Raw genomic sequence first — 25,623 nt, 5'->3', positions numbered from 1 at the left:
AGGAGGGGACGCCGCGCCGAGTCCGACCAGGCATTCTCACCGGTCGGGAGTGATCAGCGCGGCTCGCTGAGCAGAAGGCGTACGGCACGCATGGCGTCAGGGTACCGCACGGGCCCGGAGCCCGGCCCGGCACATATCCCGCCGGAAGATCGCCCGGGTCGCGCCACTCCGGCACCGACGGGCACACCGTCGGCGCGAAGCTTCCACACGACCCACACACTCCGGAGGTTACTCCGCGTACTGCCCCCTATCGGGGCAACCGCTCAAACCTCGTACCGGCCGGTAGACGGCGACCTAGCATGCGGCGACGGGACCGCTTTGCCGAGCCATTCGGAGTCGCCCCCCATGAAGCCTCATCGCAGGATCCGTTCCTCCTCGTCCTTGAGTTCCGGCCCAGGAACGAGCCGCCCGCTGCAGGGCGGACTGACCGTCGCGGCACTGGTGCTCATCCCTCTGCTCGCCGTCGCGGGGAGCGACGGCATGCGTGCCACGTTCGACTTCACCACCGGCGTACTGACGCTGGTCTCCCTCACCGCAGCGGTCGGCTGGGGCCTGTTGGCCACCGACCGGGTCTTCCTCTCGACCCGCCAGCGGCTCGTATGCCAGGGCATCCACCGAGCAGCCGCCGTCGCCTCACTCGGCTTTCTCCTCCTGCACGGCACCGTGAAGGTCGCACTCGGGCACGTCGGTCCGCTCGGCGCCCTCATACCGTTCGGCGCGGGCGTGAGCGGCACCGCGGGCCTCATCGGCTTCGGCTCACTGGCCGGGCTGCTGATGATCGTCGCCGCGGCCACCGGGGCGATGCGCAGCGCGTTCGCCACCCCCGGCAGGATCGCGGGCCGCTGGCGGGCCCTGCACGCGCTGGCATATCCCGCATGGTGCGCCGCCCTCGTCCACGGCCTGTACGCCGGACGCCAGCCCGCGACCTGGGTCGTCGTGATGTACATGCTCTGTCTGACCGCGGTGGCCGCCGCGCTCGCCCTGCGCCTGCTGCCCGTCCCGGCCAAGCGTCTGCTCACCGAGCTCGTCACCAGCCTGACGGGCCCGGACGCCCCTCCGTCGGCGTCGGATCCGGTCATACGCTCCTCCCCGCTCCCCGGCGCGGAGTCCGCGCCTGCGCTGTCCGGCCGGGGCCTCCCGCCCGGAGCCCCCGGCTGGGGCGACGACAGGGGCGTACGCGGCACCCCGGTCCGCCCCCGGACGCTCGCCGCGCCGGAAACGCCCGGAGCCCTCCCGCACGAGCCGACGGAATACGCGTCCCAGCCGTTCGGGCGGGCGCCGCAGGGACTACAGCAGTACGAAGCACCTCCGTACGGATCGCCACCGCTGTACGAACCCCCGCCCCGCAGCTCCGAGCGACTCGCCCCCGGTACCTTCCCCGCCCCGGCGCCGGGGGCGTCCCAGGGCTCCCGGACCGGCAACTCCGCGGCATACCGGGCCGTCTCCCGGGCCTCCGGCCCGCCCCCGGGGCAGACAGACGACCGCTGGCCCTCCCCGTCCCCCGCCCCTCCCCCACAGACGCTCATGCACGCGTACGCCCCGCCCCCGGAATCCGCCCCGGCGTCCGCCTCCGACCCGGTGACCGAGCAGCTGCCGGGACCGCTCTGTCCGCCCTCGGCGGGAGAGCCCTGGAACGCGCCGGCAGGAGACCGCCCGTGAATGTGCCCCTGCCCGATGTGCCCGAGGTCCGCGTCGTCGGGCTCCCCCAGTTGACCAGCGGCTTCGACCTGGTGGAACGCCTCGATCTCGCCATGCACCTGAAGGTGCACGGCCCGCTCGACCCGATGACCGGGGAGCGGCTGGCCGAGCTCGCGGAGTCCGTGTCACTGCGCGGGCGCGGTGGTGCGGGCTTCCCCTTCGGGAAGAAACTGCGGGCGGTCGCGAAGGCCTCCGTACGGCGTGGGGTGAGGCCGGTCGTCGTGATCAACGGGAGCGAGGGCGAACCCGCCTGCCGCAAGGACACCGTGCTCCTCAACCGCGCCCCGCACCTCATCCTCGACGGCGCCCTGCTCGCAGCGGAAGCACTCGGCGCACGCACGCTGGTCGTGGCCGTCACCCGGAACTCCACCGAGATCTCCGTGCGGTCCGCCCTGGCCGAACGAGGGCTGTCCGACCGGCGCGGGCAGCACCTTCGCGCCCGGGTGGTGCGCACCCCGGAGCGCATGGTCTCCGGGGAGGCGTCCGCGGTCATCCGCGCGGTGAACGGCGGCCCCGCCCTGCCGCCCGGCCGCCGCGAGCGGGCGGCGGAGTCCGGGGTGGCCGGCGCGCCGACCCTCCTTTCCAACGCGGAGACCTACGCGCAGCTCGCCGTCGCCGCCCGGCTGGGTTCCCGCCGCTACGGGCACACCGGTCTGCCCGACGAACCCGGCACCGTCCTTCTCACGGTTTCCGGGGCCGTGGCGCGTCCGATGGTCGTGGAGGTTCCCACCGGGGTACCCCTGCGATACGTCCTGCAGCTGGCGGGGGCGCCGCCTCTGCCCCAGGGCGTGCTCACCGGCGGCTACCACGGCAACTGGATCGACGCGCTCGCCCTGCACGACGCGGTGGTCTCCAGAGCCTCACTGGCCGCGGTGGGCGGGGCGCTCGGAGCCGGCGCCATCCTGCCGATCGGGCCGGAGACCTGCCCGATCGGGGAGTCGCTGAGGATCGCGAACTGGCTGGCCGCCGAGACCGCGGGGCAGTGCGGCCCGTGCAAGCTGGGTCTGCCCGCCGCCGCGGGCGGCCTCTCCGACGTCCTCAACGGCGGCGGTCCCGCCGCTCTGGAGGCGCTCCGTGAGGTGACGCAGGCGGTGAAGGGCCGCGGTGCGTGCAAACACCCGGACGGGTCGGCCCGTTTCCTGTCGTCCACCCTCTCCGCGTTCACCGACGACCTCGCCGCGCATGTGCTGGACGGCGGCTGCGGACGGGAGACGCTGGGCGTGCTGCCGTTGCCCTCCCCCGGCTACGAGGACCTGGAGGAGTCCATCCCCAGCGGCGAGAAGCTGGCGGTGGACTGGACGCTCTGCCAGGGGCACGGACTCTGCGCGGACATCGTCCCGGAGCTGATCAGGCTGGGTCCGGACGGCTATCCGGCGCTCGCGGACGCCGCCGTTCCGGTGCACCTGAGGGGCCGGGCCCAGCGCGCCGTACGGCGGTGCCCCGCCCTTGCGCTCCGCATCGAGCAGGCTCCCGCGGAACGGCCCGCGCTGCCGAGTGCCCAGCGCAGGGCCCTGGGCAGCGGACGCGACTGACCGCGCACCGCCGAGCACGTCGGGAGTGCCGGACGCAACAAGAAGCGGGCCATCCGATTCGGATGGCCCGCTTCTTCACTGTGGAGCTAAGGAGAATTGAACTCCTGACCTCCTGCATGCCATGCAGGCGCTCTACCAACTGAGCTATAGCCCCGTGCTGTTTGCCACCCGGTTTCCCTGGCGACATCGAGAACATTACACGGTCCCACCGGCCCATCAAAAATCGTTTCCACTCTGTCCCGAAATGACCGGCGGGCGAAGCCCTGACCAGCGGTTGCTCCGATCTTGAGCGGACCGGCGCTGGTACCTCGTCAGGCAGTGGCGAAGGAGTAGAACCGCTTGAGGGTGCAGTGCTCCTCCAGGAGGCGGCCGTAGATGGGCTCGCCTTCGAGCTCCCGGTACGTCTCGATGGGGTCGCCTTTTATGATCAGCGCCCGCGCGCACTCCTCGCACCAGTACTGGAACTCCGTGTTGACGGGGTCCATGTCCCTGACGATGGGCGTACCGCTGCCGCACCAGTCACATTTCCGCCTGTGCGCACCCATCCGGTCAGCTCCGACGGTGGCCGCAGGCCGTGCACGCGAAGGGACCCTCGTACGAGGCGCCGAGGTAGCGGGGTGCGGCGGAAGCGAGGGTGGTGGAGCGGTGGATCGCGGTGGGTGCAAGGGACGGACCCGGGGCCCGTACGCGGCTCGCAGGCATCGCGCTCCCTCCCGATCGGTCCGTCGCCCCCTCCGGCGCTCCGATTCTGCCACGGCGCCGCAAGCAGGTCAGCCCGACGACCGCCCCGCTGACCGCCTTTGTCCTGAAGGAGGCCCACGGGGACAGCCCGCGTACCTGCGAAGACAGCGCCGGAACACCCTTATGGCCCTTGTCCCAGGCGGGCCAGGGCAGTTGAGGCACGACCGGCGCGCGTCACCGGCCCGGTTCCACAGGACCATGAAAAAAAGATCCCGCCCCCTGCTGGGGACGGGATCTTGACTGTGGAGCTAAGGAGAATTGAACTCCTGACCTCCTGCATGCCATGCAGGCGCTCTACCAACTGAGCTATAGCCCCGCTGTCCGCTGTGTTTCCCTGCGTTTCCGCGCTGCGAACAAGAAGAACTTTAGCCTGCGACGAGCCGGAAAGTGAAATCCGGCCCCAGCCGCCCGGAGAGAGCCTCCGGGCGCCCGCTAATCGTCGTCCCCGAGCACCGGTTCGGGGAGCGTCCCGGCGTTGTGCTCGAGCAGGCGCCAGCCACGCGCGCCTTCGCCCAGCACCGACCAGCAGCAGTTGGAGAGCCCGCCGAGCCCCTCCCAGTGGTGGGACTCGAGCCCGAGCAGACGGCCGATGGTCGTCCGGATGGTGCCGCCGTGACTCACGACGACGAGCGTGCCGGCGTCGGGCAGCTTGCCGGCGTGCTCCAGCACCACGGGGGCTGCCCGGTCGGCGACCTCGGTCTCGAGCTCGCCACCGCCCCTGCGGACCGGCTCACCGCGCTTCCACGCCGCGTACTGATCGCCGTACTGTCCGACGATCTCCTCGTGCGTGAGTCCCTGCCAGGCGCCGGCGTACGTCTCACGCAGCGCGGAGTCGTGTGCGACGTCGAGGCCGGTGACCGAGGCGAGCTCGGCGGCCGTGGCCGCGGCGCGCCACAGGTCGGATGCCACGATCACGTCCGGCTTCAGCGACGCGAGCAGCCTGGCTGCCCGGCGGGCCTGCCCGACACCGGTCTCGGTCAGCTCGATGTCCGTGGAGCCCTGGAAACGGCGCTCCAGATTCCACGCCGTCTGACCGTGCCGCCAGAGGACGATCTTGCGGCCTCTGCCGCTCCTGCTGCCGTTCAGCTCTGGTCACCTTCCGTGCCGCCGTTGAGCTGGGCGTGCTCCTCGGCCTTGCCCCGGGTCTTGACCGCGTCCTCGGGGAGGGCGATCTCGGGGCAGTCCTTCCACAGGCGCTCGAGCGCGTAGAACACGCGCTCCTCGCTGTGCTGGACGTGGATCACGATGTCGACGTAGTCGAGAAGGATCCAGCGGGCGTCGCGGTCGCCCTCGCGGCGAACCGGCTTGGCGCCGAGCTCCTTCTGCAGCCGCTCCTCGATCTCGTCGACGATCGACTTGACCTGGCGGTCGTTGGGAGCCGAGGCCAGCAGGAAGGCGTCGGTGATCGACAGTACATCGCTGACGTCGTAGGCGATGATGTCGTGCGCGAGCCGGTCGGCGGCCGCCTGGGCGGCGGCGTTGATGAGCTCGATGGAGCGGTCCGTGGCGGTCACATGCAGGCTTTCGTCGGCGGTCAGATCAACCCCTAGGGTCTCACGGACCGCCGACAGCCCTTACGACGTCCGCTAGGAGATCTTGTAGTCCTGTCCGAGAGCGACGGACACGTCGGCGTTCGCCGCGGGCTCGCCCTTCTTGACCGAGCTCTCCGGCAGCCCCAGGGTCTTGGCGACCTCGACCGCCTTCGCCTTGTCCTCCGCGGCTCCGTACACCACCTGGGACGACGTCGCGGTGTCCGCCTTGCCGCTGTCGACGAAGGCGTAGCCGCCGTTGACGAGCTGGACCCTCGCGGACTCGGTGCCCTTCGTGTTCCCCGTGGCGTTCCTGATGCCGACGCGCACCGCCGCACCCTGCTCCGGGGCCTTCACCTTGCCGCCCAGGACGTCCTTGACCACGCTCGCGGTGGCCTTGTCCGTCAGGGTCCCGTCGCTCTGGACCGGAAGGAGCTCCGTCTTGTAGTCGCCCACCTTGGCGTGCCCGGCGAGCTTGGCCAGCGAGGCACCCAGGTCCTGCTCCGGCAGGGACGGATCAAGGATCTGGGCGAGCGTCTCGATGGTGACGGTCGCGGCCTTGGGGTCCTCGGACAGCTTGCGCAGCACACTGCGCATGACCTGGCCGAAGCGCGTGAGCTGCTTGGCCTCCGGTTCGCCCTCGCCCTGGTAGGTGGCGTACGCGACGGCCATCGGGCCGCTCAGCGTCTGTCCCTCCCCCTTTTCCACGAGCGGCGAGGCGCCCTTCTTGGAGTCGGGAACCGCCGTGTCCGTGTCGACCTCGATGTTGCCCACGAGCTCGACGAGGTTCTCGAGGTACGGCGTGTCGAGACGCCAGGTGCCGCTGATGCTGGTACCGAGCAGGGTGTCGATCGCCTCGCGGGTACCGGTGGACCCGTCGTCGTCGACGGACTTGCCGAGCGTGGTGGTGGATCCGTCCTCGCCTGCCACAGCCAGCGAGTTGGGGAGCAGGACGGTGGTGCCCTGTCCGGTGGTGACGTTGTCGACGAGCAGCGCCGTGGAGGTGCCGCCCTTCTTGGTGTTGTGCAGATGAACGACGATGACGTCGCGTTTCTGGGGGCCCGTCGCAGTGGTGCTCTGCTCGTCGCCTCCCGAGACACCCGGGATCTTCCCGGCGAACCAGAGATAGCCCGCTCCGCCGACGACCACCAGGGCCACGACGACTATGAGGGCGACCATCCGGTTGTGGCCGCGCCGTCGTGCCTCCTCGCGCCGCTCACTGCGGCTCTCGGTGAATTTCAGCCAGTCGATGACATCTTCGGAGTCCTCGTCGGGCTCCTCGATGAAGGCGAACTGCTCGGTGCCGGGCTGGCCCTCGGCACGGCGCCGGCCGGGAACGGCTGCGTCAGCCGGCGGTTCGGGGTCACGCCGCTGCTCCGGCATCGGCGGCGGGGCGGCGGGAGCGGCCGGGGCTGCGGCCCACTGCTGGGTCGAGTCGTCCACTGCGGGCTGTTGGCCGGTGTCGTAGCCGTACATGGCGTCGCCGTAGCCGTCGCCGTACCCGTATCCCTGCTGCGTGGGCTGCTGTGCCTGCTGTGGCTGCGGTGCCTGCTGCTGGGTGTGCTGAGCGGCGTACGGGTCGTACTGCTGCTGTTGCGCACCGGCGTACGGGTCGTAGCCGTAACCGTAGCCCTGCTGCGACTGCCCGTCCTGCTGCTGGGGCTGCTGGGGCTGCTGGGGCTGCTGCTGGGCGTACGGGTCGTACTGCTGCTGCCCCTGCTGCTGGTAGACCGGCTGCCCGTACTCGTCGTAGCCGATGATCTGCGGCTGCTGGTACGGGTCGTACGGGTTCTGTCGGTCGTTCACAGGTGCCCCTCTACGTGGCTCATTCGCCGCGGTACAGCTGGCGCTTGTCGATGTAGCGGACGACACCGTCCGGTACCAGGTACCAGACCGGCTCACCCTGTGCGACCCGGGCGCGGCAGTCCGTGGACGAGATCGCCAGCGCGGGCACCTCCACCAGCGAGACGCCGCCCTTGGGCAGGCCGTCGTCCGTCAGCAGGTGGCCCGGCCGGGTCACACCGATGAAGTGCGAGAGCGAGAACAGCTCCTCGGCGTCGCGCCAGGTCAGGATCTGGGACAGGGCGTCGGCACCGGTGATGAAGAAGAGGTCCGCGTCACCGTGGGCCGTGCGCAGATCCCGCAGCGTGTCGATCGTGTACGTCGGTCCGCCGCGGTCGATGTCGCTGCGGCTGACGGAGAACTGCGGGTTGGACGCGGTCGCGATGACCGTCATCAGATAACGGTCCTCGGCCGGGGACACCTGCTTGTGACTCTTCTGCCAGGGCTGCCCGGTCGGGACGAAGACGACCTCGTCCAGCTGGAAGTGGGCGGCCACTTCACTGGCCGCCACCAGGTGTCCGTGATGGATCGGGTCAAAGGTCCCGCCCATCACGCCGATTCGGCGCTTGCCGCGGCCGGTAGGCACTTCCTGCTCTCCCATGCGTGCAGACCCTACTGGTACAGCTGTTCGCCTCGGACTCAGCGGTCCCGGTTGAAGCGCGTCGTGATCCACAGCAGGAGCAACAGGGCGACGAGCGCGCCGCCACCGGTGAGGTACGGGCTGAGGCTTTCGTGGTTACCACCCTGCTCGCCTTCGGAGGCGAGGGTGACCAGCTGGTGCGCGGTGCTCGAGAGGCTCATCTTCTGCAGGACCTATCCATCGGGAATCAGGAGGGAGACGTCGGGCACATCGTATGCGGGCGTCACGGGCACGCTCACGCCGACTCAGTCGTTGTTGTCGTCGTTGCGGTATCCGCGCAGCAGGAACCAGGCGAGCAGGGCCGCTCCGACGAGCGCGACAAGCAGTACGACGCGAAGCGTGTTGCCCGGTCCCTGGTCCTCGGACACGGCGGCGAGCATGACGGCGGTATGCGGCATTCCGGGCGCTCCTCAAAGTTATCCACAGCCCCCCGCACACCGTAGCGCCAGCGCATACGCTGGCTTTTGTCAGGGGGACGAGCAACGTCTCGTACGAACAGGGGGCATCCATGACCGACACCAGTCACGAGAGCGTGCCGAGCAGGCAGCGCAGGCGATTCCCGGACATCTCCTCGCGGGCCTACGAACATCCGGCGGACCGCTCGGCCCTGGTGGCCCTGCGCAAGCTGAGCGGTTTCGACACCGTCTTCAAGGCGCTCAGCGGCCTGCTTCCCGAGCGCAGCCTGCGGTTGCTCTTCCTGTCGGACTCCGTCCGGGTGAGCGACGCCCAGTTCGCGCACCTCAACGACATGCTGCGGGACGCCTGTTACATCCTGGATCTCAAGAAGGTCCCTCCGATGTACGTGACACAGAACCCGCAGCCGAACGCCATGTGCATCGGCCTCGACGAGCCGATCATCGTCGTGTCGACCGGGCTGGTGGAGCTGCTCGACGAGGAGGAGATGCGAGCCGTCGTCGGCCACGAGGTGGGCCATGCCCTGTCCGGTCACTCGGTGTACCGCACGATATTGCTGTTCCTGACCAACCTCGCGCTCAAGGTGGCCTGGATCCCGCTCGGCAATGTGGCGATCATGGCCATCGTTACAGCGCTGCGCGAGTGGTTCCGCAAGTCGGAGCTGTCCGCCGACCGGGCCGGTCTGCTGGTGGGACAGGACCCGCGCGCGTCGATGCGCGGGCTGATGAAGATCGCCGGTGGCAATCATCTTCACGAGATGAATGTCGACGCCTTCCTGGCCCAGGCCGACGAGTACGAGAAGAGCGGCGACCTCCGCGACTCCGTGCTGAAGATCCTCAACGTGCTGCCTCGGACGCATCCGTTCACGGCGGTGCGGGCTGCCGAGCTGAAGAAGTGGTCGGAGAGCCGGGACTTCCAGCGCATCATGGACGGCCATTACCCCAAGCGGGACGAGGACAAGGACACGTCGGTGACTGACTCGTTCCGTGAGTCCGCCGCGCACTACGCGGACACGGTCCGCACCAGCAAGGACCCGCTGATGAAGCTCGTCGGTGACATCGCCGGCGGTGCGGGCGACCTGGGGGGCAAGCTCCGGGACAAGTTCACGGGCGCGGGCGGCGGGAACACCGGCGGCGGCAACGCGGGCAAGGGCGGCTCGGGCGCTACGGACGGCTCCGAGGGGACCTGGAGGCGTCCGGGCTCCGCGGAGGAGGGCCCGGAGTCGGGGACGTGATGCCCAGAGTGCCGCAGAGTGCCGCCGTCGGCACACCCTTGGCGTAGGGGTCGGTGCCCGCAGGACCGCGGGTGTCCGCCTGCCGGCCCGCGAGCAGAGGGCGCAGGGCTCCCGTCGTCACAGTCGAGCACGACTGGGGGCCGGCCTGGACGTAGGCACTGCGGACCTCCAGTCGGTGCAGCCGGATGTCCTCCCGGTCGAGCAGGAAATGCAGTACGCGACGCACGGTGAAGAGAGAGGCTCCGTCGGCCCGGTGGGGGCCGGGCACAGCGGGCCGCAGTGCGTAGGTGAAGGTGTGGTCGGACACCACCTCCAGGGTGTCCGACCCCGCCTCCGCGTAGGTGAGAGTGCCGTGGGCCCTGATGTCGGGGTCGGCAAGTTCCACTTCGGCCGGGTCGAAGCGCACCAGCCAGCCGGTCGCGCTGTGCTCGCCGTCGGCGGCCGGGGACTCCATGCTCCGGTCGAACTGAGCGGTCTGATCCGGGTCGAGGAGTCGTCCGACCGGCCGGACCACCCCGCCGGTGATGACGTCGGGGTCGAGAGAGGAGTTCACCAGGTAGTCCTTGACCGTGGTGAGGGCCATGGTCACCTGGCTGTCCGAGAAGTTCTTGGTCCGCCTGACCGACGGCAGGTTGATGCCTGAGGCGCCGGTGGCGTGGGCCGCTGCCGGACCGTCGTCGAGGAGCGACTCAGCTGTTCCTCCGGGTACACGGCCCTCGGGGGCGAGCGGGATCACCGTCGTCCGCAGCGGCTCCGCGCGCCTGGCGACGGGCGTCGGGTAGGGGTTCCGGAAGCCGAGATACACAGCGGCGGCGAATGCCAGCGCGATCAGCACGACGAGAGCGATACCGGCCCGCGGCCGGTGCCTGCGGGAGCCACGGCCGGGGAGGGAGCGCACGGCGCGCGCATGCCCGCCCATGCGTTCCTGCGCTGAGAATTCCTGCAGCCGGGCAGCGCGGACGAACGATTCGTCGAAGACGAGTGAGCGGTACTCGTCCTCCCCGCCCGGGTTGTCGGGCGGCCCTTCGGGCGGTTCTTCGCGGCCTGTCATGACTTCTCCCGATCTCCGCGCCACCGGCGGGAGCTGGCGCTGGGATCCGCCTGGGCACTTGGCCCCGGGCGGACCTGTCCGTCACGGGTTCGACAGATGGACAAGTGGCTGGCCCTCTCCCCGGGGACGGGGACGGGGAGGAGGGATCACAAGGTCGTACCTTCAGATTGGGTCGATCCTCATCAAGGTAAACGCCTCGCAGGTGGGAGCGCAGGCGGAGCGCGGCCGGGCGGGGTCAGGGGCGGCGCAGGAGAAGTCTCGTCCTGGCCCGGGGCCCGCAGGGAGGACGGCACGGGGAGCGGCCGAGGAGGGTCGGGAGGGATGGCGGGACGCCGGGCCGCCGGGACGGGTGGGATGCGACCGGAGAGAACAGCTCGGGAAGGCGGCCGGCGAGGACCTGGGCCTTGCTACGCGTTCACAGGTGCTGGTGCCGCGTGCCGGTGCCGCGTGCCGGTGCCAGGTGACGGTGCTCGGCCAGGCCTGGGCCTGCCGGACGTGGGGCCGTCGCGCCCCTGCTCATTCGGCGGCTGAAGGTGTGCGGGGAACAGCGGAAACCGCAGGGCGGGAGTAGTCGGCCGAGGCGGAAGGGGCCGCGCCCGGCTCACCGACGCCGCTGGTGGCCGGTGGCGGCACCTGGTCCTGCCGGTTGGCGGCCGCGCCCCGGTACACGGCGCTGAAGGCGAGCGCCACCATCCCGATCCCCATGAGCAGGGCGAGCAGCCACGCGACAGGCCGGTGCCAGCGGGCCGAGCCACGGTAGGGGCGCAGGGCACCGCCGTGCGGCCCGTAAGGGCCGTCATCGTCCTCGTGGACGGCGTCGGGGTCATCTGGGTCGTAGGAGCCGCCGAAGGCCCTCCCGTGGCCGTACACGCCGTCGGGGCCGTACCCGTCGTCGTAGAGATCGTCGTCCAGGGAACCACTGCCCGAACGCGCCCTGAACGCCTCGGCCTCGGCACGGTCCTGGGCGGCGGCGAGGAGACGCTCGACCGCGGTGGGTTCGTGGATCTCGGCCGACCTGACGAAGTCCTCGTCGAACACCACGGAGGCGAAGTCCTCGTCCGCGCCCCCGCGGTCGTCGTCGGGCTCCCAGCCGTCCGGGAACGGCCTGCCCCCCACGTCGTCCGGCACAGCCTCAGCGTAGCCCCGGCGGGGTGATTTGGGCAGGGAGCCCGCGAAATCGCCCGACCTGCCGCCTCACCCGACCTGCCGCCTCGCCCGGGCGGGAACGGTCCCGCTAACGGATGTGACCGTCGCCGGTGACGATGTACTTCGTGGATGTCAGCTCGGGCAGCCCCATCGGCCCACGGGCATGCAGCTTCTGCGTGGAGATTCCGATCTCGGCGCCGAACCCGAACTGACCGCCGTCCGTGAAACGGGTGGACGCGTTCACGGCGACCGTCGTGGAATCCACCAACTGGGTGAATCGGCGGGCCGCCGCCTGCGATGTGGTGACGATCGCCTCGGTGTGGCCTGAGGACCAGAGCCGGATGTGCGCCACGGCGGACTCCAGGGACTCCACGACCGCGGCGGCGATGTCGTACGAGAGGTACTCGGTCTCCCAGTCCTCCGGCGTCGCCGCCACGACGGTGGCCTTGGACCCCTCGGCGTGGGCGAGCACCCGCTCGTCACCGTGCACGGTCACCCCGGCCTCGGCCAGCGCGTCCAGGGCCAGGGGCAGGAAGTCCGCGGCGATGTCCTTGTGGACCAGGAGAGTCTCGGCCGAGTTGCACACGCTCGGGCGCTGCGCCTTGGAATTGACCAGGATCTCGACGGCCATGGCGAGATCGGTCTGCGCGTCGACGTACACGTGGCAGTTGCCGGTGCCCGTCTCGATGACGGGAACCGTCGACTCCTCCACGACGGTACGGATCAGCGAGGCACCGCCGCGCGGGATGAGTACGTCGACGAGGCCGCGTGCCCGCATCAGTTCGCGCACCGAGTCACGGCTCTCGCCCGGGACGAGCTGCACCGCGTCCGCCGGAAGTCCGGACCCGCCCACCGCGTCACGGAGCACCCGAACGAGTGCGGTGTTGGAGGCGTACGCCGACGAAGATCCACGCAGCAGCACCGCGTTGCCGGACTTGAGGCAGAGCGCGGCGGCGTCGACCGTCACGTTGGGCCGGGCCTCGTAGATGATGCCGACGACTCCGAGCGGCACCCGCACCTGACGCAGATCGATGCCGTTGGGGAGGGTGGAGCCCCGGACCACCTCACCGACCGGGTCGGGCAGAGCGGCCACGTCGCGCGCGTCCGCGGCGATCGCGCGGATCCGCTCCGGCGTCAGTGTGAGCCGGTCGACGATCGACTCGCTCGTACCGGCCTCCCGGGCCTTCGCGACGTCCTCGGCATTCGCCTCGACGATCTCGCTGGTGCGCACCTCGAGTGCGTCCGCGATCGCCATCAGGGCGTCGTCCTTCGCCGCGCGCGGGAGTGGCGCGATGTCGTCGGCGGCGGCGCGTGCCCGGTAGGCGGCCTGGGCGACCGGGGACATGTTGTCGTACGGCGAAAGCGTGGTCATGCCCGCAGGGTAGTGCGCACGCTGCGGGCATCCGCCACGTATCCCGTGATGCGAGACAGCCGTACCGCTGCCCGGACCCCCGCCAGGCCCACCTCGTCGGGGACCTCCACCAGGACTGCCCGGCCGACCGGTACCGCTCCACCTGCCCTGCCCTGTCGGTACGGATCCGACTGGCGCCGGCACGCCTCCCGGGCGGGCCTGCCGGCACCCTCTCGGCCGGTAGCCGCACCCCCGGTCGACGCGGACGCACCCCGTCACCGCGGACACACCCCGTCACCACTGGTGCACCCCGTCACCGCAGGCACACCCCGTCACCACTGATGCACCCCGTCACCGCGGGCACACCCCGCCGAAGCGGGGCGTACCTTCCGGTCGGCCCGGGTACTCCGTGCCGGCCACACCTCCCCGTCGGCAGCGGGCAACACCCCCGCACGCGGACACCCCCGTACGGGCGCACCTCAGTACGGGTGCACCCCGACGGGGAAGGCCGGCGGCGGGCCGTAGCCCTCCGCGACACGCAGGTGGTACGTCTCCCGGTCGATGACCTCCAGGCCGACGATCTCCCAGGGCGGGAGCCGTGCGCTGGACCGGTGCTCGCCCCACAGCCGCAGAGCGACCGCCGCGGCGTCGTGCAGGTCCCGGGCCTCTTCCCAGTAACGGATCTCCGCGTGGTCGTTGGCGTACCGGCTGGTGAGCAGGAAGGGGTGGTCGTGCGCCAGTTGCTCCAGCCCGCGTCTGATCTCCTTGAGGGGGGTCGGGCCGCCGGAGACACTGAGGGTGATGTGCCACAGCTTGGAGCGGGTCAGTTCCTCGTCCGTCACCACCGGTTCCTGTTCGAGGGTCTGGTCGGTGGGGGGACCGACGAAGTCGGCTCCCGCCCCGACGCTGGTCAGGGCACGGCTGCCCGTTCCGCGGGGCAATGCCCCCGGGCGCGCTCGTCTCACCGGCGGCCTCCTGTGAATGTGTGGCTGTCCCGACCCCTTTTTGTGTCCCTCTGACAAAGTTGACCAGCCCGGGGCCGGGCGTGGGGCGGTTTTCGTGAAGGTCTCAGCCCGAAGGCTGGACTTTCAGCCGTTTCAGGGGGCCGGACGAGGCGTGAGGACGACGAGATCGTCCCTGTGTACGACTTCCCGCTCGTAGGCGGGGCCCAGTTCACGCGCGAGGTCATGGGTGGACCGGCCGAGCAGCTGGGGGATCTCCTTGGCATCGAAGTTGACCAGCCCCCGGGCGACGGCCCGGCCGGCGGGATCCCTCAGCTCCACCGGGTCGCCCGCGGAGAACTCGCCCTCGACCGCGGAGATCCCGGCGGGCAGCAGGGAGGTGCGGCGCTCGACGACGGCGCGCACGGCTCCGTCGTCGAGCGTGAGGGCACCCTGCGGGGTCGAGGCGTGGGCCAGCCAGAGCAGCCGGTCGGCCGAGCGGCGTCCGGTGCGGTGGAAGTACGTGCCGGTGTCGCGCCCCGCGAGGGCGTCCGCGACGTGGCTCGCGGAGGTGAGGACGACGGGGATACCGGCGGCGGTGGCGATCCGGGCCGCCTCGACCTTGGTGACCATGCCCCCGGTGCCGACGCCCGCTTTCCCCGCGCTGCCGATGGTGACGCCTTCCAGGTCGGCCGGTCCGCTCACCTCCGCGATCCGGGAGGTGCCCGGTGTGCTCGGGTCCCCGTCGTAGAGGCCGTCGACGTCCGACAGGAGTACGAGGAGGTCGGCGTGGACGAGGTGCGCGACGAGCGCGGCGAGCCGGTCGTTGTCCCCGAACCGGATCTCGTCCGTCGCGACGGTGTCGTTCTCGTTGACGACGGGGAACGCGCCCATCTCGAGGAGCTGGTCGAGCGTGCTGTACGCGTTGCGGTAGTGGGCGCGCCGGCTGGTGTCGTCGGAGGTCAGGAGCACCTGTCCGACCCGTACGCCGTAGCGGGCGAAGGATGCGGTGTAGCGGGCGACGAGCAGTCCCTGGCCGACGCTGGCGGCGGCCTGCTGCCGGGCGAGGTCCTTGGGCCGGCGGACGAGGCCGAGGGGGGCGAGGCCGGCCGCGATGGCACCGCTGGAGACGAGGACCACCTCACGCTCCCCGCCGCTCCTCACCTTGGCGAGCGTGTCGACGAGCGCGTCCACCCGGTCGGCGTCGAGGCCGCCGGCCGCGGTGGTGAGTGAGGAGGATCCGACCTTGACGACGATCCGGCGGGCGTCCGTCACACCCGGCCTGCTCCCGGCGCCGCCGCCGGAGGAGGTGCGGGCCGCGCCTTCGGATCCCTCTGCCGCGCCTCGAGATTCCCTTGCCCCTGACACGTACGCCGTCCCCACATCACGTCGTCCTGCTCCGTCGTCCTCAATCTACGCGAGCGGGGCACACGGGCACCGCCCTGTCTCAGCTGCTGTCACCGCCGGGCTCCTTACACGGAAGCAGTGCGGACGTCGGCTGACCGACATACGCCCGAATGGAGTCATTTACGTAATCTCCACCAGGCATTCATCGGGCTACCCTCTTTATGTGACAGATGAACCGGCCCGCCAGAGGCGCATCCTCCTCCGATCAGGCAAGAGCCCCTTCGATGTGGCTTCGCTCGAACAGTCCCTCCACAGAGATGTCTTCGCCACCAACGCGGGCAATCTGATCTTCAGTGACGCGGCGCACAAGCTTCTGACAACTTCACGGGCCGAGGTCTTCTCCAACGGCATCCGTACGGACCCGTCGGCGGCCGACCGCATAAACGAGGAGTTCGACGCCTTCGTCGTGCCTCTGGCCAACGCGTTCCGTCCGACGTTCGAGCGTCCCCTGAAGCGGATGACGCAGCTGATCAAGAAGCTGCGCATCCCCGTCGTCGTCCTGGGTGTCGGCGCACAGGCGGACCTCAAGTACAACGCCGACCGCCTGAAGCCGATGGAGCCGACGGTCAGGGAGTTCGTCTCGGAGGTTCTCAACCACAGCGCGTCCATCGGCGTGCGGGGCGAGTTCACCGAGCAGTACCTGAACAACATGGGCTTCAAGGACGTCGAGGTCATCGGCTGCCCCTCCATGTTCATGCACGGCGAGACGTTCACGCTCGAGAAGGGGGCCGAGTCGCTCACCGCGGAATCCCGCATCTCGGTGAACGGCTCGCACAGCGCCGTGCGCTCGCACGGCCTCGACGCCATCATCCGGCAGGCCCACGAGCGCTATCCGCATCTCCGGTTCGTCGGGCAGAACCTCCTTGAGGCCCAGCTGCTCCACTGGCGGGAGACGTCGAACCCGATCGGCGCGCAGACCTCGATGCCGACCCATCCGTCCCACCCGATGTACCGCGAGGGCAAGGTCCGGCTCTACGTCGACCCGGCCACCTGGATCGAGGAGCTGCGCGCGTTCGACTTCTCGTTCGGCTCCCGCATCCACGGCAACATCGCGGCCCTGCTGGCCGGCGTGCCGAGCACCGTGCTCTGCAGCGACTCGCGGACCCTGGAGCTCTGCCGGTACTTCGGCATCCCGCACCGCAAGATCTCCGAGACGCCCAGGAACATCGACCCGGCCGAGCTGTACGAGGCCGCCGACTTCGGCGAGCTGGTGAACGGCCACAAGGAGCGCTTCCTCCGCTTCACCGGCTTCATGGAGAAGAACGGCCTGGAGAACACCTTCCACCACGGCGACAGCGGGAAGGCCTTCGACGCACAGCTCTCCAAGCTCGCCCTGCCGCCCGCCGTCCGCCCGTGGACCGACACGGATCCTGATGCGCTGAGCAGCCGCTTCAGCTTCATGCAGAGCCGGCTGGAGGAGCTGACCGAGCAGAACGCCCTTCTGCTCGGCCAGCTGGAGAAGAAGGGCAGCCGGCCGGTCGACATCAGGGTCCAGGCCGGCCAGGGGGCCGCAGCGTGGCCGTCCGCCTACCGGCGTGCCCGCCGCGTGGTGGGGCGTCCGGTCCGCAGGCTGCTGCGCCCGGAATAGCGGGGAGTACGTCCACTGCCGCCCGGCACCCACCCCCGTGACGTGCCGGGCGCAGGGCGGACGGCAACCGGCCGGCGCCGCTTCTCCAGCAGCTGCCGGCCACACCGCCTGCACCGGCCGCACGCCGGTGAAAGCCAGGGGGCAGGGCTCACAGCCGTGTCACGCCCGCTTGCCCACACCCTCGGCCGGCGACACGTCAGCGGTGACCGCTGACGAGACGCCACCGGGCGGATCCGGCACCGTCGGCCGTGCCGCGTCGCCTTCGCCCGTCGGACTCCGCCCGGCCGACCGGCTCGAGCCGAGGTCCTTGAGCCGCATCGCCGGCCGTTCCACCACATGCCATGAGAGCACCGCGGCGGCCAGTGCACCAGCGAGTGACATCCCCAGGTACGGCCAGAAGCCCCATCGGGTGAACCCGACCGCGACCAGGGACTGCTGGACGACGAAGCCGTAGATGTACATACCGTACGAATAGTCATGCCGAGCGCCGATGCGCCGGAACGGCGCGGGCAGGCGGATGGCGAGCCACAGCAGCAGGTAGGCGTAGGCGGGCAGTCCGACGACGAAGAAGTATCCGAAGCGGAGGCTGCCGAGGAACACCAGCGCTGATGCCACACCCAGAACGTCGCTGACCGGAACACGTTCGCGGTAGAGCTCGATCACAGAGCCGAGGGCGAAGGCGAGGCCGAGATAGAGGACGACGTCCGGGTCGAAACGGCCCATGAAATGAAAGAGCTCGAGACTCGTGTGGTAATCGGAGTCGTCGAAGCCCGACCAGAACGGCACCTTCAGCGCGTCCCGGACCACGAGCAGGCCGAGGACACCGACGACGAGCAGCACGACCCGCCGGGCACGCAGGAGCGCGCCCGTCAGTGCGAGCAGGGCCACCCCGACATAACAGAGCACCTCGTAACGCAGCGACCACAGGGCCGCATCGATGCTGGGGCTGTGCGCGAGGCCCGACTCACCGGCGGTGGCCACCACGCCGGAGACGTCGTTCTGCAGCGGCGCGACCGCCCAGTTCGACGACATGTAGCGCAGCGGCCCCTCCGGATGGCCCCAGAAGCCTTCCAGACCGCCCTGTTGCCGCCAGTACAGAAGCGGAGCGACCAGGAAAGCGGTCACCGCGAGGCAGACCCACAGCCCCGGCAGCAGTCTCAGCGCCCGGTGCCACAGGAAGCGCCCGAGAGGCAGCCTCTTTCCGCTTCTGGTGACGAGGATGCCCGACAGCACGAAGAAGCCGTAGACGGAGAGTTTGCCGAGGTCGGTCTGGCCGTGGCTGAAGTGGTGTCCGAATTCCTCGTCCCCGAAGCCGAGAATCCGGGCATGCGAGACCACCACCGCGGAGGCCAGGGTGAGCCGGAGGAAACCCAGACTGTTGTCGCGGCCGGAGAAAAGCTCGGCGACCGAACCCAACGACCACCGCAAACCTCTGGGAACACTCACGTTGCGCGAATGGATGGGGCCTCCTGGAACGAGCGGGGAGCGCGTCCTCGATCTGCTCGTCACGTGGATCGAAAAGACACAGAGGAGAACGGACCGCTCCAGCGGGTCAAGATCGGCCACCGGCCTCGGCCCGGCGACCCCGGACACCCTACCCTCGGAGGACGAACCCGAACTGTTCGATCCCGTGCAACCGCTAGAGTGCATGCGGGCGGCGCCCCCTGCTCCGAAGTCGACCGCCGGCCCCAACCCCCACCTTGTTGTCCATGGTTCTCAGAGATGGGGCACAGTCGTGTCAGTCAAAGTCAGTGTCGTTATCCCGGTCTACAATCCCGGCAAATACATCGATCCCTGCATCGATTCCCTGCTGCGTCAGACCCTCCCCGCAGACGAGTTCGAAGTCCTCTTCGTCAATGACGGATCGACGGACGACACTCGCGAACGGCTCGAGGAACTGGCCACCAGACACCCCCATTTCCGGGTGATCACCATTCCGAATTCAGGGTGGCCGGGAAAGCCTCGCAACATCGGTGTCGCGGAGGCGGCCGGCGAATACGTGCAGTTCGTGGACCAGGACGACTACCTCGCGTCCGAGGCGCTGCAGCGCCTGTACGCGATGGGGCACCGGAACGGCTCTGACATCGTCATCGGCAAGGTGGCCAGCAACTTCCGTGGGGTACCGCACGGTGTCTTCAAGGTGTCGCGCGAGAAGTGCACCCTGCGCGACGCGCCGCTGTACGACAGCCTGACCCCGCACAAGATGTTCCGCACGGAATTCCTCCGCGAGAACGGGATCGCCTACCCGGAAGGGAAGCGCCGCCTCGAGGACCAGCTCTACATGATGCAGGCCTACTTCCCGGCGAAGGTGGTCTCCATTCTCGGCAACTACACCTGCTACTTCTACTCGAAGCGCGACGACGGAAAGAACGCCGGGTCGGCGAAGATCGTCCCGTCCGGCTACTACGGGAACCTTCGTGAAGTGCTCGACGTGGTCGTCGAGAACACCGAGCCCGGTGAATTCCGCGATCTCCTCCTCCGCCGCTTCTACCGCGTGGAGATGCTGAGCCGTCTCAGCGAGCCGGCCGTCCTCAAGTACACCCCGGAGTTCCTCGACGAGATGTGCGACGCCGTCGAGGACGTGGCCAAGGACTTCATGGACGACGGCGTCCACGACGGTCTCGGCCCCGTACAGCGACTGCGCTCGACGCTGCTGCGCAACGACGACCGCCAGGGACTCCTGCGTATCGCCCGGTTCGCCGCGTCCGTGAAGGCGGGTGCGCGGCTGGATGAATTCGCCTGGCAGCCGAACGGCGAGATCGCCGTCACCGTCAGCGGCCGTCTCGTCCACGGTGACGACAAGGAACCGCTGCGACTGCTCGAACGCGAGGGGCGCTATTTCCTGCACCCCGACTTCACCGGCGGGCTGATGCCGGAGGGCGAACTCCTCGACGTCACCGACGACCTCGACGACTTCTCGGCGGAGATCTCGCTGCGCAACCGCGAGACAGCCGTCGAGTGGCCGTGCCCCTCGACCTTCACCACCGAGATCGAGAACCTCGGCGACGGTGTCTGCGAAGTCGTCCTGCACGGTTCCGGCACCGTTTCCTCGGAACGCGTCAAGGGCCGTGGCCGTGTCTCCCGCGGCTTCTGGGACGTGTGGGTCCCGCTGAGGGGCCTCGGGCTGGTACGCAAGGCCCGGCTCGGTGCCGACCGTGCGCCGCAGGTCGACGCCGCGTGTCTGCCCGCATCGCTGGGTTCCCCTGCACGAGCCGTCATTCCGTACTTCACGGAACCGCACGGCAATCTCACGCTCGACGTCGCCCGCCGCGGCAAGAAGCTGGCCCCGTATCTCGCGGACCGCCCGGTTCTGCTCGTCCCGGGCAGCAGGCCCGAACTCCGGCTGGATCTGTTGACCGCCCCGAAGACGGCCAGGTCCGAGGTGCGGCTGGTGCTGTCCTCGTCCGGCGCCGCCCACACGTTTCCCTCCACACTGGTCCCCACGGAAGGCCGCGCCCACCTCCTCCTGCCCGCTCTGGCAGGCGCCCCGGCCGGCACCTGGCAACTGGCCGCACAGCTGGACGGCGGGAACAACGCCCCCCTCCATCTCTTCGAGGTGTCCGTAGACGCCCGTGGACGGATCAAGCTGCCCGTCGGCCTGCCCCTGGCCGACCGGGATCTCGTGAACAGGGTGAACTCCAAGCACCGGAAGGTGACGGTCCGCCGTGCGCTGAGTGCGGTGGGCGGACCGCTCGCCCGCCGACTCCCCAGCCGGGCACGCGCCAAGGCACGCCGTCTCGCCAACCGGATCATCGGCTGACCGCACCTGCCTTTCGAGCAACTGAGACCAGCAACAAGCACAAGGACGTGATCAACATGCGGCAGCTCTCCATCGCGGGCGCCATAGTTCATGAACCGAAGGTCTTCCCGGACAGCCGCGGCAGCTTCCACGAGTGGTTCCAGGCACCGTCCCTCGCCGAGGGCATCGGGCACCGGCTGAGGCTCGAACAGGCCAACTGCTCCGTCTCCAGCCTCGGCACGCTGCGTGGAATCCACTTCGCCGACGTGCCGCCGAGTCAGGCGAAGTACGTCAAATGCGTCCGCGGCGCCGTGCTCGACGTCATCGTGGACATCCGGGTCGGTTCGCCGACCTACAAGCAGTGGGAGGCCGTGCGGCTCGACGACGTCGACCACCGGTCCGTGTACCTCGCGGAAGGCCTCGGCCACGCCTTCATGGCGCTGACCGACGACGCGACGGTCGTCTACCTGTGCTCCGAGGGCTACTCCCCCGGCCGCGAGCACGGCATCAACCCGCTCGACCCCGAGCTGGGCATCGAGTGGCCCGCCGGGATCACCCCGCTGCTCTCCGACAAGGACGCCGCGGCCCCCACCCTGGCCGAGGCCGAGCAGCAGGGCCTCCTGCCCACGTACGAGGCCTGCCAGGCCTACTACGAGGAGCTGCGCTCGCGCGCCTGACGGTGTGAAAAACGGGAAGCCCCCGGTCCGGATGCACACGGACCGGGGGCTTCGTCGTGGCTCAGACCGCGACGGCCTCCACGCTTCTGCGCAACGGAGCGAAGGCCGACCGGGGACGGCGCAGATTGCGCGCCCGGGCCAGAGCCGGCCAGAAGTCCGCGCCGAGGAGGGCCTCGGGGGCGACGGCGTTCTTGCGCACCAGTACCTCGTCCGGCACGTTCTGCGGGTCGGGTACGACGTACTCCTCGACGATCTTGTCGTAGGCGTTCTTCAGGACGGTGCTGTCGGGGTCGGCACCGAAGACGACCACCACGCCGGTCGGCTCCGTGTCGACCTCCACGACGAGGAGGTCGGGCCGGTAGCGGCGCAGCACCTCGGCCACCTTGTAGACGTCTCCGGTCCAGAATTTGGTGTGCCGGTCCCGGGCCGCCTCGTCGACGTCCCGCGGGAGCATGTCGTCCAGGACGATCACGCTCGACCAGCGGGAATGCCGCTCGACGTTCATGAAGTCCCGCAGCGCGTACTCGAACAGGTGCATGCCGTCGATGAAGGAGAGTTCCAGTTTCGGGTCCGCGCCGAGCAGGTTCAACGGATCACGGCGGGCAAGGGCCCTGAACGGGTTCCGGCCGTTGCGCAGGTGCAGCAGCGGGTCCTTGCGCTTGAAGAAGTCGTCGCTCGTCGCCTTGACCAGGTGGACGTCGCAGCTGATGTCCGTCACCACGCGGAATGCCGGGTCGACGGCTACGGAGGGAACCCTGGAAAGGGCCAGGCTCCTACCGTCGTTGACACCGATCTCCAGATAGTTCCGGGGCCGGTAGACACGGTGCAAGGACTGGAGAAACTCATGGCGGTTCACTGGAGCAGCCCTTCGACAGGAACCAACTGGCCTGGTTTTGCGAGCAAGCTATCCCATGAATGTGTCGCACGGGAGTCTTTCCGTAGGACATCTCCGCGCCCGGCGGAGGGTGGGGCCCGGATACGGCGAAGGCCGGGCTCTTCCTCTGGGGAAGGGCCCGGCCCTCTGCGTCGGCGCGGCTGAGAAGCGTCAGGATCGTTCCGCGGCGAGCAGCGCGGGGAACGCCTCGCCGAGCGCGCTCCGCCAGTCACGGAGCGGCTCGATCCCGGCCTCCTTCCAGCGGTCGTGCCCCAGCACGCTGTAGGCGGGTCGGGGAGCCGGCCGTACGAAGGCCTCGCTCGTGGTGGGGCGCACCCGCTCCGGATCGGTGTCCAGCAGTCGGAAGATCTCCCGGGTCAGTCCGAACCAGGTCGTCTCACCGCCGCTGGTGCCGTGGTAGACACCGGCGGGAGCGGTACCGGCGAGAGCGCCCTGCCCGAGCCGGACCAGCCGGTCGGCCAGATCGACGGTCCAGGTCGGCTGCCCGCGCTGGTCGTCCACCACGTCGAGGGTGTCCTTGACTCTTTCCAGCTTGATCATCGTCCGGACGAAGTTACCGCCGGCCGCACCGTACAGCCAGGCGGTCCGGACGATGTATCCGCTGTCCGGCAACACGTCCAGTACCGCCTGTTCCCCTGCCAGCTTGGTCCGGCCGTAGGCGCTGCGCGGGCCGGTCGGGGCGTCCTCCGGGTAGGGCCGGGCGGCGTCGCCCGCGAAGACGTAGTCCGTGGAGACCTGCAGGAGTACGGCTCCGTACTCCTGGCATGCCCGGGCGAGCACCGCCGGGCCCCTGCCGTTGACGCGCAGCGCGGCTTCCTCGTCCGTCTCCGCGTCGTCGACGGCTGTCCAGGCGGCGCAGTTGACGACCACTGCGGGGCGGTGCTCCTCGAAGGCGGCTCGGACCGCGGCCTCGTCGGCGATGTCGACGGTGTCCCGTCCCGCCGCCACTGCGGTGACGCCGTCGACGGCGAGCCGGGCCAGGACGTCCTGGCCCAGCATTCCTCCGGCTCCGGTGACGAGCCAGACGGCGCTCACAGCGCTGCCCGGTCCTTCAGCGGCTCCCACCAGGCGCGGTTGTCGCGGTACCACTGCACGGTGTCGGCGAGGCCCGTGGCGAAGTCCGTGCGGGGCTCGTAGCCGAGCTCCTCGCGGATCTTCGTGCAGTCGACGGAGTAGCGCCTGTCGTGGCCCTTGCGGTCCTCGACGTAGGTGACGCTGGTCTCCCAGTCGGCGCCGCAGGCTTCCAGGAGCAGTCCGGTGAGCTCCTTGTTGGAGAGCTCGGTGCCGCCGCCGATGTTGTAGACCTCGCCGGCGCGGCCCTTCGTGCGGACGAGCTCGATGCCCTGGACGTGGTCGTCGATGTGCAGCCAGTCGCGCACATTGGCGCCGTCGCCGTACAGCGGCACGGTCTTGCCGTCCAGAAGGTTGGTGACGAACAGCGGGATGACCTTCTCGGGGAAGTGGTGGTGCCCGTAGTTGTTGGAACAGCGGGTCACCCGCACGTCGAGGCCGTGCGTGCGGTGGTACGAGAGGGCGATCAGATCGCTGGACGCCTTGGCCGAGGAGTACGGCGAGTTCGGCTCCAGCGGGTGCGTCTCGGGCCAGGAGCCCTCGTCGATCGATCCGTAGACCTCGTCCGTCGAGATGTGCACGAAGGTCTTGACGCCGGCCAGGTGCGCGGCGTGGATCAGGGTGTGCGTGCCCACGACGTTCGTACGGACGAACTCCGCTCCGCCGTCGATGGAGCGGTCCACGTGGGACTCGGCGGCGAAGTGGACGACCTGGTCGTGCTCGGCCATCAGCTTGCCGACGAGCTCGGCGTCACAGATGTCGCCCTGGACGAAGGCGAAGCCCGGGTGGTCACGGACCTCGTCGAGGTTGGCCGGGTTGCCCGCGTACGTGAGCTTGTCGAGGACCGTCACGGCGACATCGCCCGGTCCCTGGGGGCCCAGCACGGTACGGACGTAGTGGGAGCCGATGAATCCGGCCCCGCCGGTCACCAGGATGTTGGTCGTCATGAAGAGATCTGCACCTTGCTGTGGTCACCGAGCACGAGCCGGTGGGCGGACGGGTTGCGGGGCGCGGGGGTCACTTCGACGTCCCGGCCGATGAGGGAGGCCTCGACCCGGCGCACACCGGAGATGGACGCACCGCGCAGGACGATGGAGTACTCGATCTCGCTGTCCTCGATCCGGCATCCCTCCGAGACCGAGGTGAACGGGCCGACGTAGGAGTCGCTGATGACCGCGTCGGCACCGATGATCACGGGGCCGACGATACGGCTGCTGGTGACCTTGGCCCCCGCCTCGATCCGCACCCGCCCGATGATCTCACTGCTCTCGTCGACGGTCCCCTCGGTGACGGCCTTCAGCGTCTCCAGGACGGAGCGGTTGACCTCCAGCATGTCGGTGACGTTGCCGGTGTCCTTCCAGTACCCGGAGATGGTCGTGGAGCGGACGTCGCGCTGCTGGTCGATCAGCCACTGGATGGCGTGGGTGATCTCCAGCTCGCCGCGCCACGAGGGCTGGATCGAACGCACGGCCTCGTGGACGGCCGGGGTGAACAGGTAGACGCCGACGAGCGCGAGATCGCTCTTCGGCTCCTTCGGCTTCTCCTCGAGGGAGGCGACCCGTCCCTGGGCGTCGAGTTCGGCGACGCCGAAGGCGGTCGGGTTGGGCACCTTGGTCAGCAGGATCTGCGCCTCGGGGCGTTCCGCGCGGAACTCCTCGACCAGTCCGGTGATTCCACCGACGATGAAGTTGTCACCGAGGTACATGACGAAGTCGTCGTCCCCCAGGAAGTCGCGGGCGATGAGCACCGCGTGTGCCAGGCCACGGGGCTCGTCCTGCGGGATGTACGTGACGTCGATCCCGAGAGCGGAGCCGTCGCCGACGGCCTCTCGGATCTCCGGAGCCGTGTCACCGACGATGATGCCGACGTCGGTGATCCCGGCCTCCGCGATGGCTTCCAGCCCGTAGAAGAGGACGGGCTTGTTCGCCACCGGGACCAGCTGCTTGGCCGACGTGTGCGTGATGGGGCGAAGGCGGGTGCCCGCCCCACCGGAGAGTACGAGAGCCTTCACTTTGTCCCTGTCCCGACGATGATATGTAGATCCCTTGAGGGACCATGAATATTGTGCGAGTTTATCCCTGAGTTCCCAGCCGTTGGGCCACCGGTCACCCGGCAGGACGGTGAACG

23 protein-coding genes and 2 tRNA genes are annotated in these 25,623 nt (G+C 69.6%); 6 read left to right on the top strand and 19 right to left on the bottom strand.

The genetic code is table 11. The features are described from left to right. Positions 1 to 345: 345 nt before the first annotated feature. Together P8A20_RS24360 and P8A20_RS24355 are read left to right on the top strand one after the other, a co-directional pair. Positions 346 to 1,659, top strand: a complete 1,314-nt coding sequence (locus tag P8A20_RS24360; RefSeq protein ID WP_306104263.1) for a ferric reductase-like transmembrane domain-containing protein — start codon at positions 346 to 348, stop codon at positions 1,657 to 1,659. Continuing rightward, positions 1,656 to 3,230: an NADH-quinone oxidoreductase subunit NuoF family protein gene (locus P8A20_RS24355; protein WP_306104262.1), complete on the top strand. Its 1,575-nt coding sequence runs from the start codon at positions 1,656 to 1,658 to the stop codon at positions 3,228 to 3,230. Before P8A20_RS24360 ends, P8A20_RS24355 begins: the two co-directional genes overlap by 4 nt. Before the next feature lie 81 nt (positions 3,231 to 3,311). Here P8A20_RS24355 and P8A20_RS24350 read toward each other — a convergent pair. From P8A20_RS24350 to P8A20_RS24310, 9 genes are all read right to left on the bottom strand, one after another. Beyond that, positions 3,312 to 3,384: transfer RNA gene (locus P8A20_RS24350), tRNA-Ala, on the bottom strand. A gap of 157 nt (positions 3,385 to 3,541) precedes the next feature. Next, positions 3,542 to 3,775 (bottom strand): hypothetical protein, encoded by a 234-nt coding sequence (locus P8A20_RS24345; RefSeq protein ID WP_014156331.1) that lies wholly within the window; start codon positions 3,773 to 3,775, stop codon positions 3,542 to 3,544. Between the two features lie 439 nt (positions 3,776 to 4,214). Then, a tRNA-Ala gene (locus P8A20_RS24340) sits at positions 4,215 to 4,287 on the bottom strand. A gap of 116 nt (positions 4,288 to 4,403) precedes the next feature. Continuing rightward, positions 4,404 to 5,057 carry a histidine phosphatase family protein gene (locus P8A20_RS24335; RefSeq protein WP_306105193.1) on the bottom strand — a complete coding sequence of 218 codons (654 nt, stop codon included), beginning with the start codon at positions 5,055 to 5,057 and terminating at the stop codon, positions 4,404 to 4,406. Further along, the gene (gene rsfS, locus P8A20_RS24330) at positions 5,054 to 5,485 is read right to left on the bottom strand and encodes a ribosome silencing factor (RefSeq protein WP_006124372.1); all 432 of its coding nucleotides are present in this window, start codon (positions 5,483 to 5,485) and stop codon (positions 5,054 to 5,056) included. Before rsfS ends, P8A20_RS24335 begins: the two co-directional genes overlap by 4 nt. Before the next feature lie 72 nt (positions 5,486 to 5,557). Next, entirely contained in the window at positions 5,558 to 7,306 is a 1,749-nt protein-coding gene (locus P8A20_RS24325; protein WP_147963388.1) for an LCP family protein, read from the bottom strand. 19 nt (positions 7,307 to 7,325) lie between these two features. Then, complete coding sequence (gene nadD / locus P8A20_RS24320; protein WP_014156328.1) at positions 7,326 to 7,943, bottom strand: nicotinate-nucleotide adenylyltransferase; 618 nt, start codon at positions 7,941 to 7,943, stop codon at positions 7,326 to 7,328. Between the two features lie 38 nt (positions 7,944 to 7,981). Further along, positions 7,982 to 8,143: a hypothetical protein gene (locus P8A20_RS24315; RefSeq protein WP_014156327.1), complete on the bottom strand. Its 162-nt coding sequence runs from the start codon at positions 8,141 to 8,143 to the stop codon at positions 7,982 to 7,984. 84 nt (positions 8,144 to 8,227) lie between these two features. Continuing rightward, positions 8,228 to 8,380 (bottom strand): hypothetical protein, encoded by a 153-nt coding sequence (locus P8A20_RS24310; RefSeq protein ID WP_014156326.1) that lies wholly within the window; start codon positions 8,378 to 8,380, stop codon positions 8,228 to 8,230. A gap of 110 nt (positions 8,381 to 8,490) precedes the next feature. Between P8A20_RS24310 and P8A20_RS24305 the strand changes: the two genes are divergently transcribed. Beyond that, positions 8,491 to 9,630: a M48 family metallopeptidase gene (locus P8A20_RS24305; RefSeq protein WP_147963389.1), complete on the top strand. Its 1,140-nt coding sequence runs from the start codon at positions 8,491 to 8,493 to the stop codon at positions 9,628 to 9,630. On the opposite strand, the gene P8A20_RS24300 is transcribed toward P8A20_RS24305, so the two are convergent. The 5 genes from P8A20_RS24300 to proB form a co-directional block, all read right to left on the bottom strand. Continuing rightward, positions 9,560 to 10,681: an SCO2583 family membrane protein gene (locus P8A20_RS24300; protein ID WP_147963390.1), complete on the bottom strand. Its 1,122-nt coding sequence runs from the start codon at positions 10,679 to 10,681 to the stop codon at positions 9,560 to 9,562. The two genes, P8A20_RS24305 and P8A20_RS24300, sit on opposite strands and share 71 nt — an antisense overlap. Positions 10,682 to 11,197: 516 nt before the next feature. Beyond that, a complete protein-coding gene (locus tag P8A20_RS24295) occupies positions 11,198 to 11,809 on the bottom strand; it encodes an SCO2584 family spore wall biosynthesis protein (RefSeq protein ID WP_147963391.1) in 612 nt (203 codons plus the stop codon). Positions 11,810 to 11,915: 106 nt separating this feature from the next. Further along, positions 11,916 to 13,199, bottom strand: a complete 1,284-nt coding sequence (locus P8A20_RS24290; protein ID WP_147963392.1) for a glutamate-5-semialdehyde dehydrogenase — start codon at positions 13,197 to 13,199, stop codon at positions 11,916 to 11,918. Between the two features lie 458 nt (positions 13,200 to 13,657). Then, positions 13,658 to 14,143, bottom strand: coding sequence for a DUF8830 family protein (locus tag P8A20_RS24285; protein ID WP_306104261.1), 486 nt, complete (start codon positions 14,141 to 14,143; stop codon positions 13,658 to 13,660). A gap of 132 nt (positions 14,144 to 14,275) precedes the next feature. Continuing rightward, the gene (proB, locus tag P8A20_RS24280) at positions 14,276 to 15,394 is read right to left on the bottom strand and encodes a glutamate 5-kinase (protein WP_306104260.1); all 1,119 of its coding nucleotides are present in this window, start codon (positions 15,392 to 15,394) and stop codon (positions 14,276 to 14,278) included. 295 nt (positions 15,395 to 15,689) lie between these two features. Here proB and P8A20_RS24275 point away from each other — a divergent pair, with 295 nt between their 5' ends. Next, positions 15,690 to 17,114 carry a polysaccharide pyruvyl transferase family protein gene (locus tag P8A20_RS24275; RefSeq protein ID WP_306104259.1) on the top strand — a complete coding sequence of 475 codons (1,425 nt, stop codon included), beginning with the start codon at positions 15,690 to 15,692 and terminating at the stop codon, positions 17,112 to 17,114. A 159-nt stretch (positions 17,115 to 17,273) separates the two neighbouring features. On the opposite strand, the gene P8A20_RS24270 is transcribed toward P8A20_RS24275, so the two are convergent. Next, positions 17,274 to 18,560 (bottom strand): acyltransferase family protein, encoded by a 1,287-nt coding sequence (locus P8A20_RS24270; RefSeq protein ID WP_306104258.1) that lies wholly within the window; start codon positions 18,558 to 18,560, stop codon positions 17,274 to 17,276. A 289-nt stretch (positions 18,561 to 18,849) separates the two neighbouring features. Between P8A20_RS24270 and P8A20_RS24265 the strand changes: the two genes are divergently transcribed. Next, positions 18,850 to 20,874 carry a glycosyltransferase family 2 protein gene (locus P8A20_RS24265; RefSeq protein ID WP_261988974.1) on the top strand — a complete coding sequence of 675 codons (2,025 nt, stop codon included), beginning with the start codon at positions 18,850 to 18,852 and terminating at the stop codon, positions 20,872 to 20,874. 56 nt (positions 20,875 to 20,930) lie between these two features. Continuing rightward, complete coding sequence (gene rfbC / locus P8A20_RS24260; RefSeq protein ID WP_147963397.1) at positions 20,931 to 21,530, top strand: dTDP-4-dehydrorhamnose 3,5-epimerase; 600 nt, start codon at positions 20,931 to 20,933, stop codon at positions 21,528 to 21,530. A gap of 61 nt (positions 21,531 to 21,591) precedes the next feature. On the opposite strand, the gene P8A20_RS24255 is transcribed toward rfbC, so the two are convergent. The 4 genes from P8A20_RS24255 to P8A20_RS24240 all read right to left on the bottom strand — a co-directional run bounded on the left by P8A20_RS24255 (position 21,592) and on the right by P8A20_RS24240 (position 25,507). Then, a complete protein-coding gene (locus tag P8A20_RS24255; RefSeq protein WP_147963398.1) occupies positions 21,592 to 22,386 on the bottom strand; it encodes an O-methyltransferase in 795 nt (264 codons plus the stop codon). 189 nt (positions 22,387 to 22,575) lie between these two features. Continuing rightward, the gene (gene rfbD / locus P8A20_RS24250) at positions 22,576 to 23,460 is read right to left on the bottom strand and encodes a dTDP-4-dehydrorhamnose reductase (RefSeq protein ID WP_306104257.1); all 885 of its coding nucleotides are present in this window, start codon (positions 23,458 to 23,460) and stop codon (positions 22,576 to 22,578) included. Beyond that, positions 23,457 to 24,443, bottom strand: coding sequence for a dTDP-glucose 4,6-dehydratase (rfbB, locus tag P8A20_RS24245; protein ID WP_147963400.1), 987 nt, complete (start codon positions 24,441 to 24,443; stop codon positions 23,457 to 23,459). The genes rfbD and rfbB overlap by 4 nt, the downstream gene beginning before the upstream one ends. After that, a complete protein-coding gene (locus tag P8A20_RS24240; RefSeq protein ID WP_147963401.1) occupies positions 24,440 to 25,507 on the bottom strand; it encodes a glucose-1-phosphate thymidylyltransferase in 1,068 nt (355 codons plus the stop codon). The genes rfbB and P8A20_RS24240 overlap by 4 nt, the downstream gene beginning before the upstream one ends. Positions 25,508 to 25,623 lie beyond the last annotated feature (116 nt).

Origin of the sequence: Streptomyces sp. Alt3 (genome assembly GCF_030719215.1) — a bacterium.
GTDB classification, from domain to species: Bacteria; Actinomycetota; Actinomycetes; order Streptomycetales; family Streptomycetaceae; genus Streptomyces; species Streptomyces glycanivorans.
The sequence above is the reverse complement of the archived record's forward strand: the minus strand, read 5'-3'. Positions and strand labels throughout refer to the sequence as shown.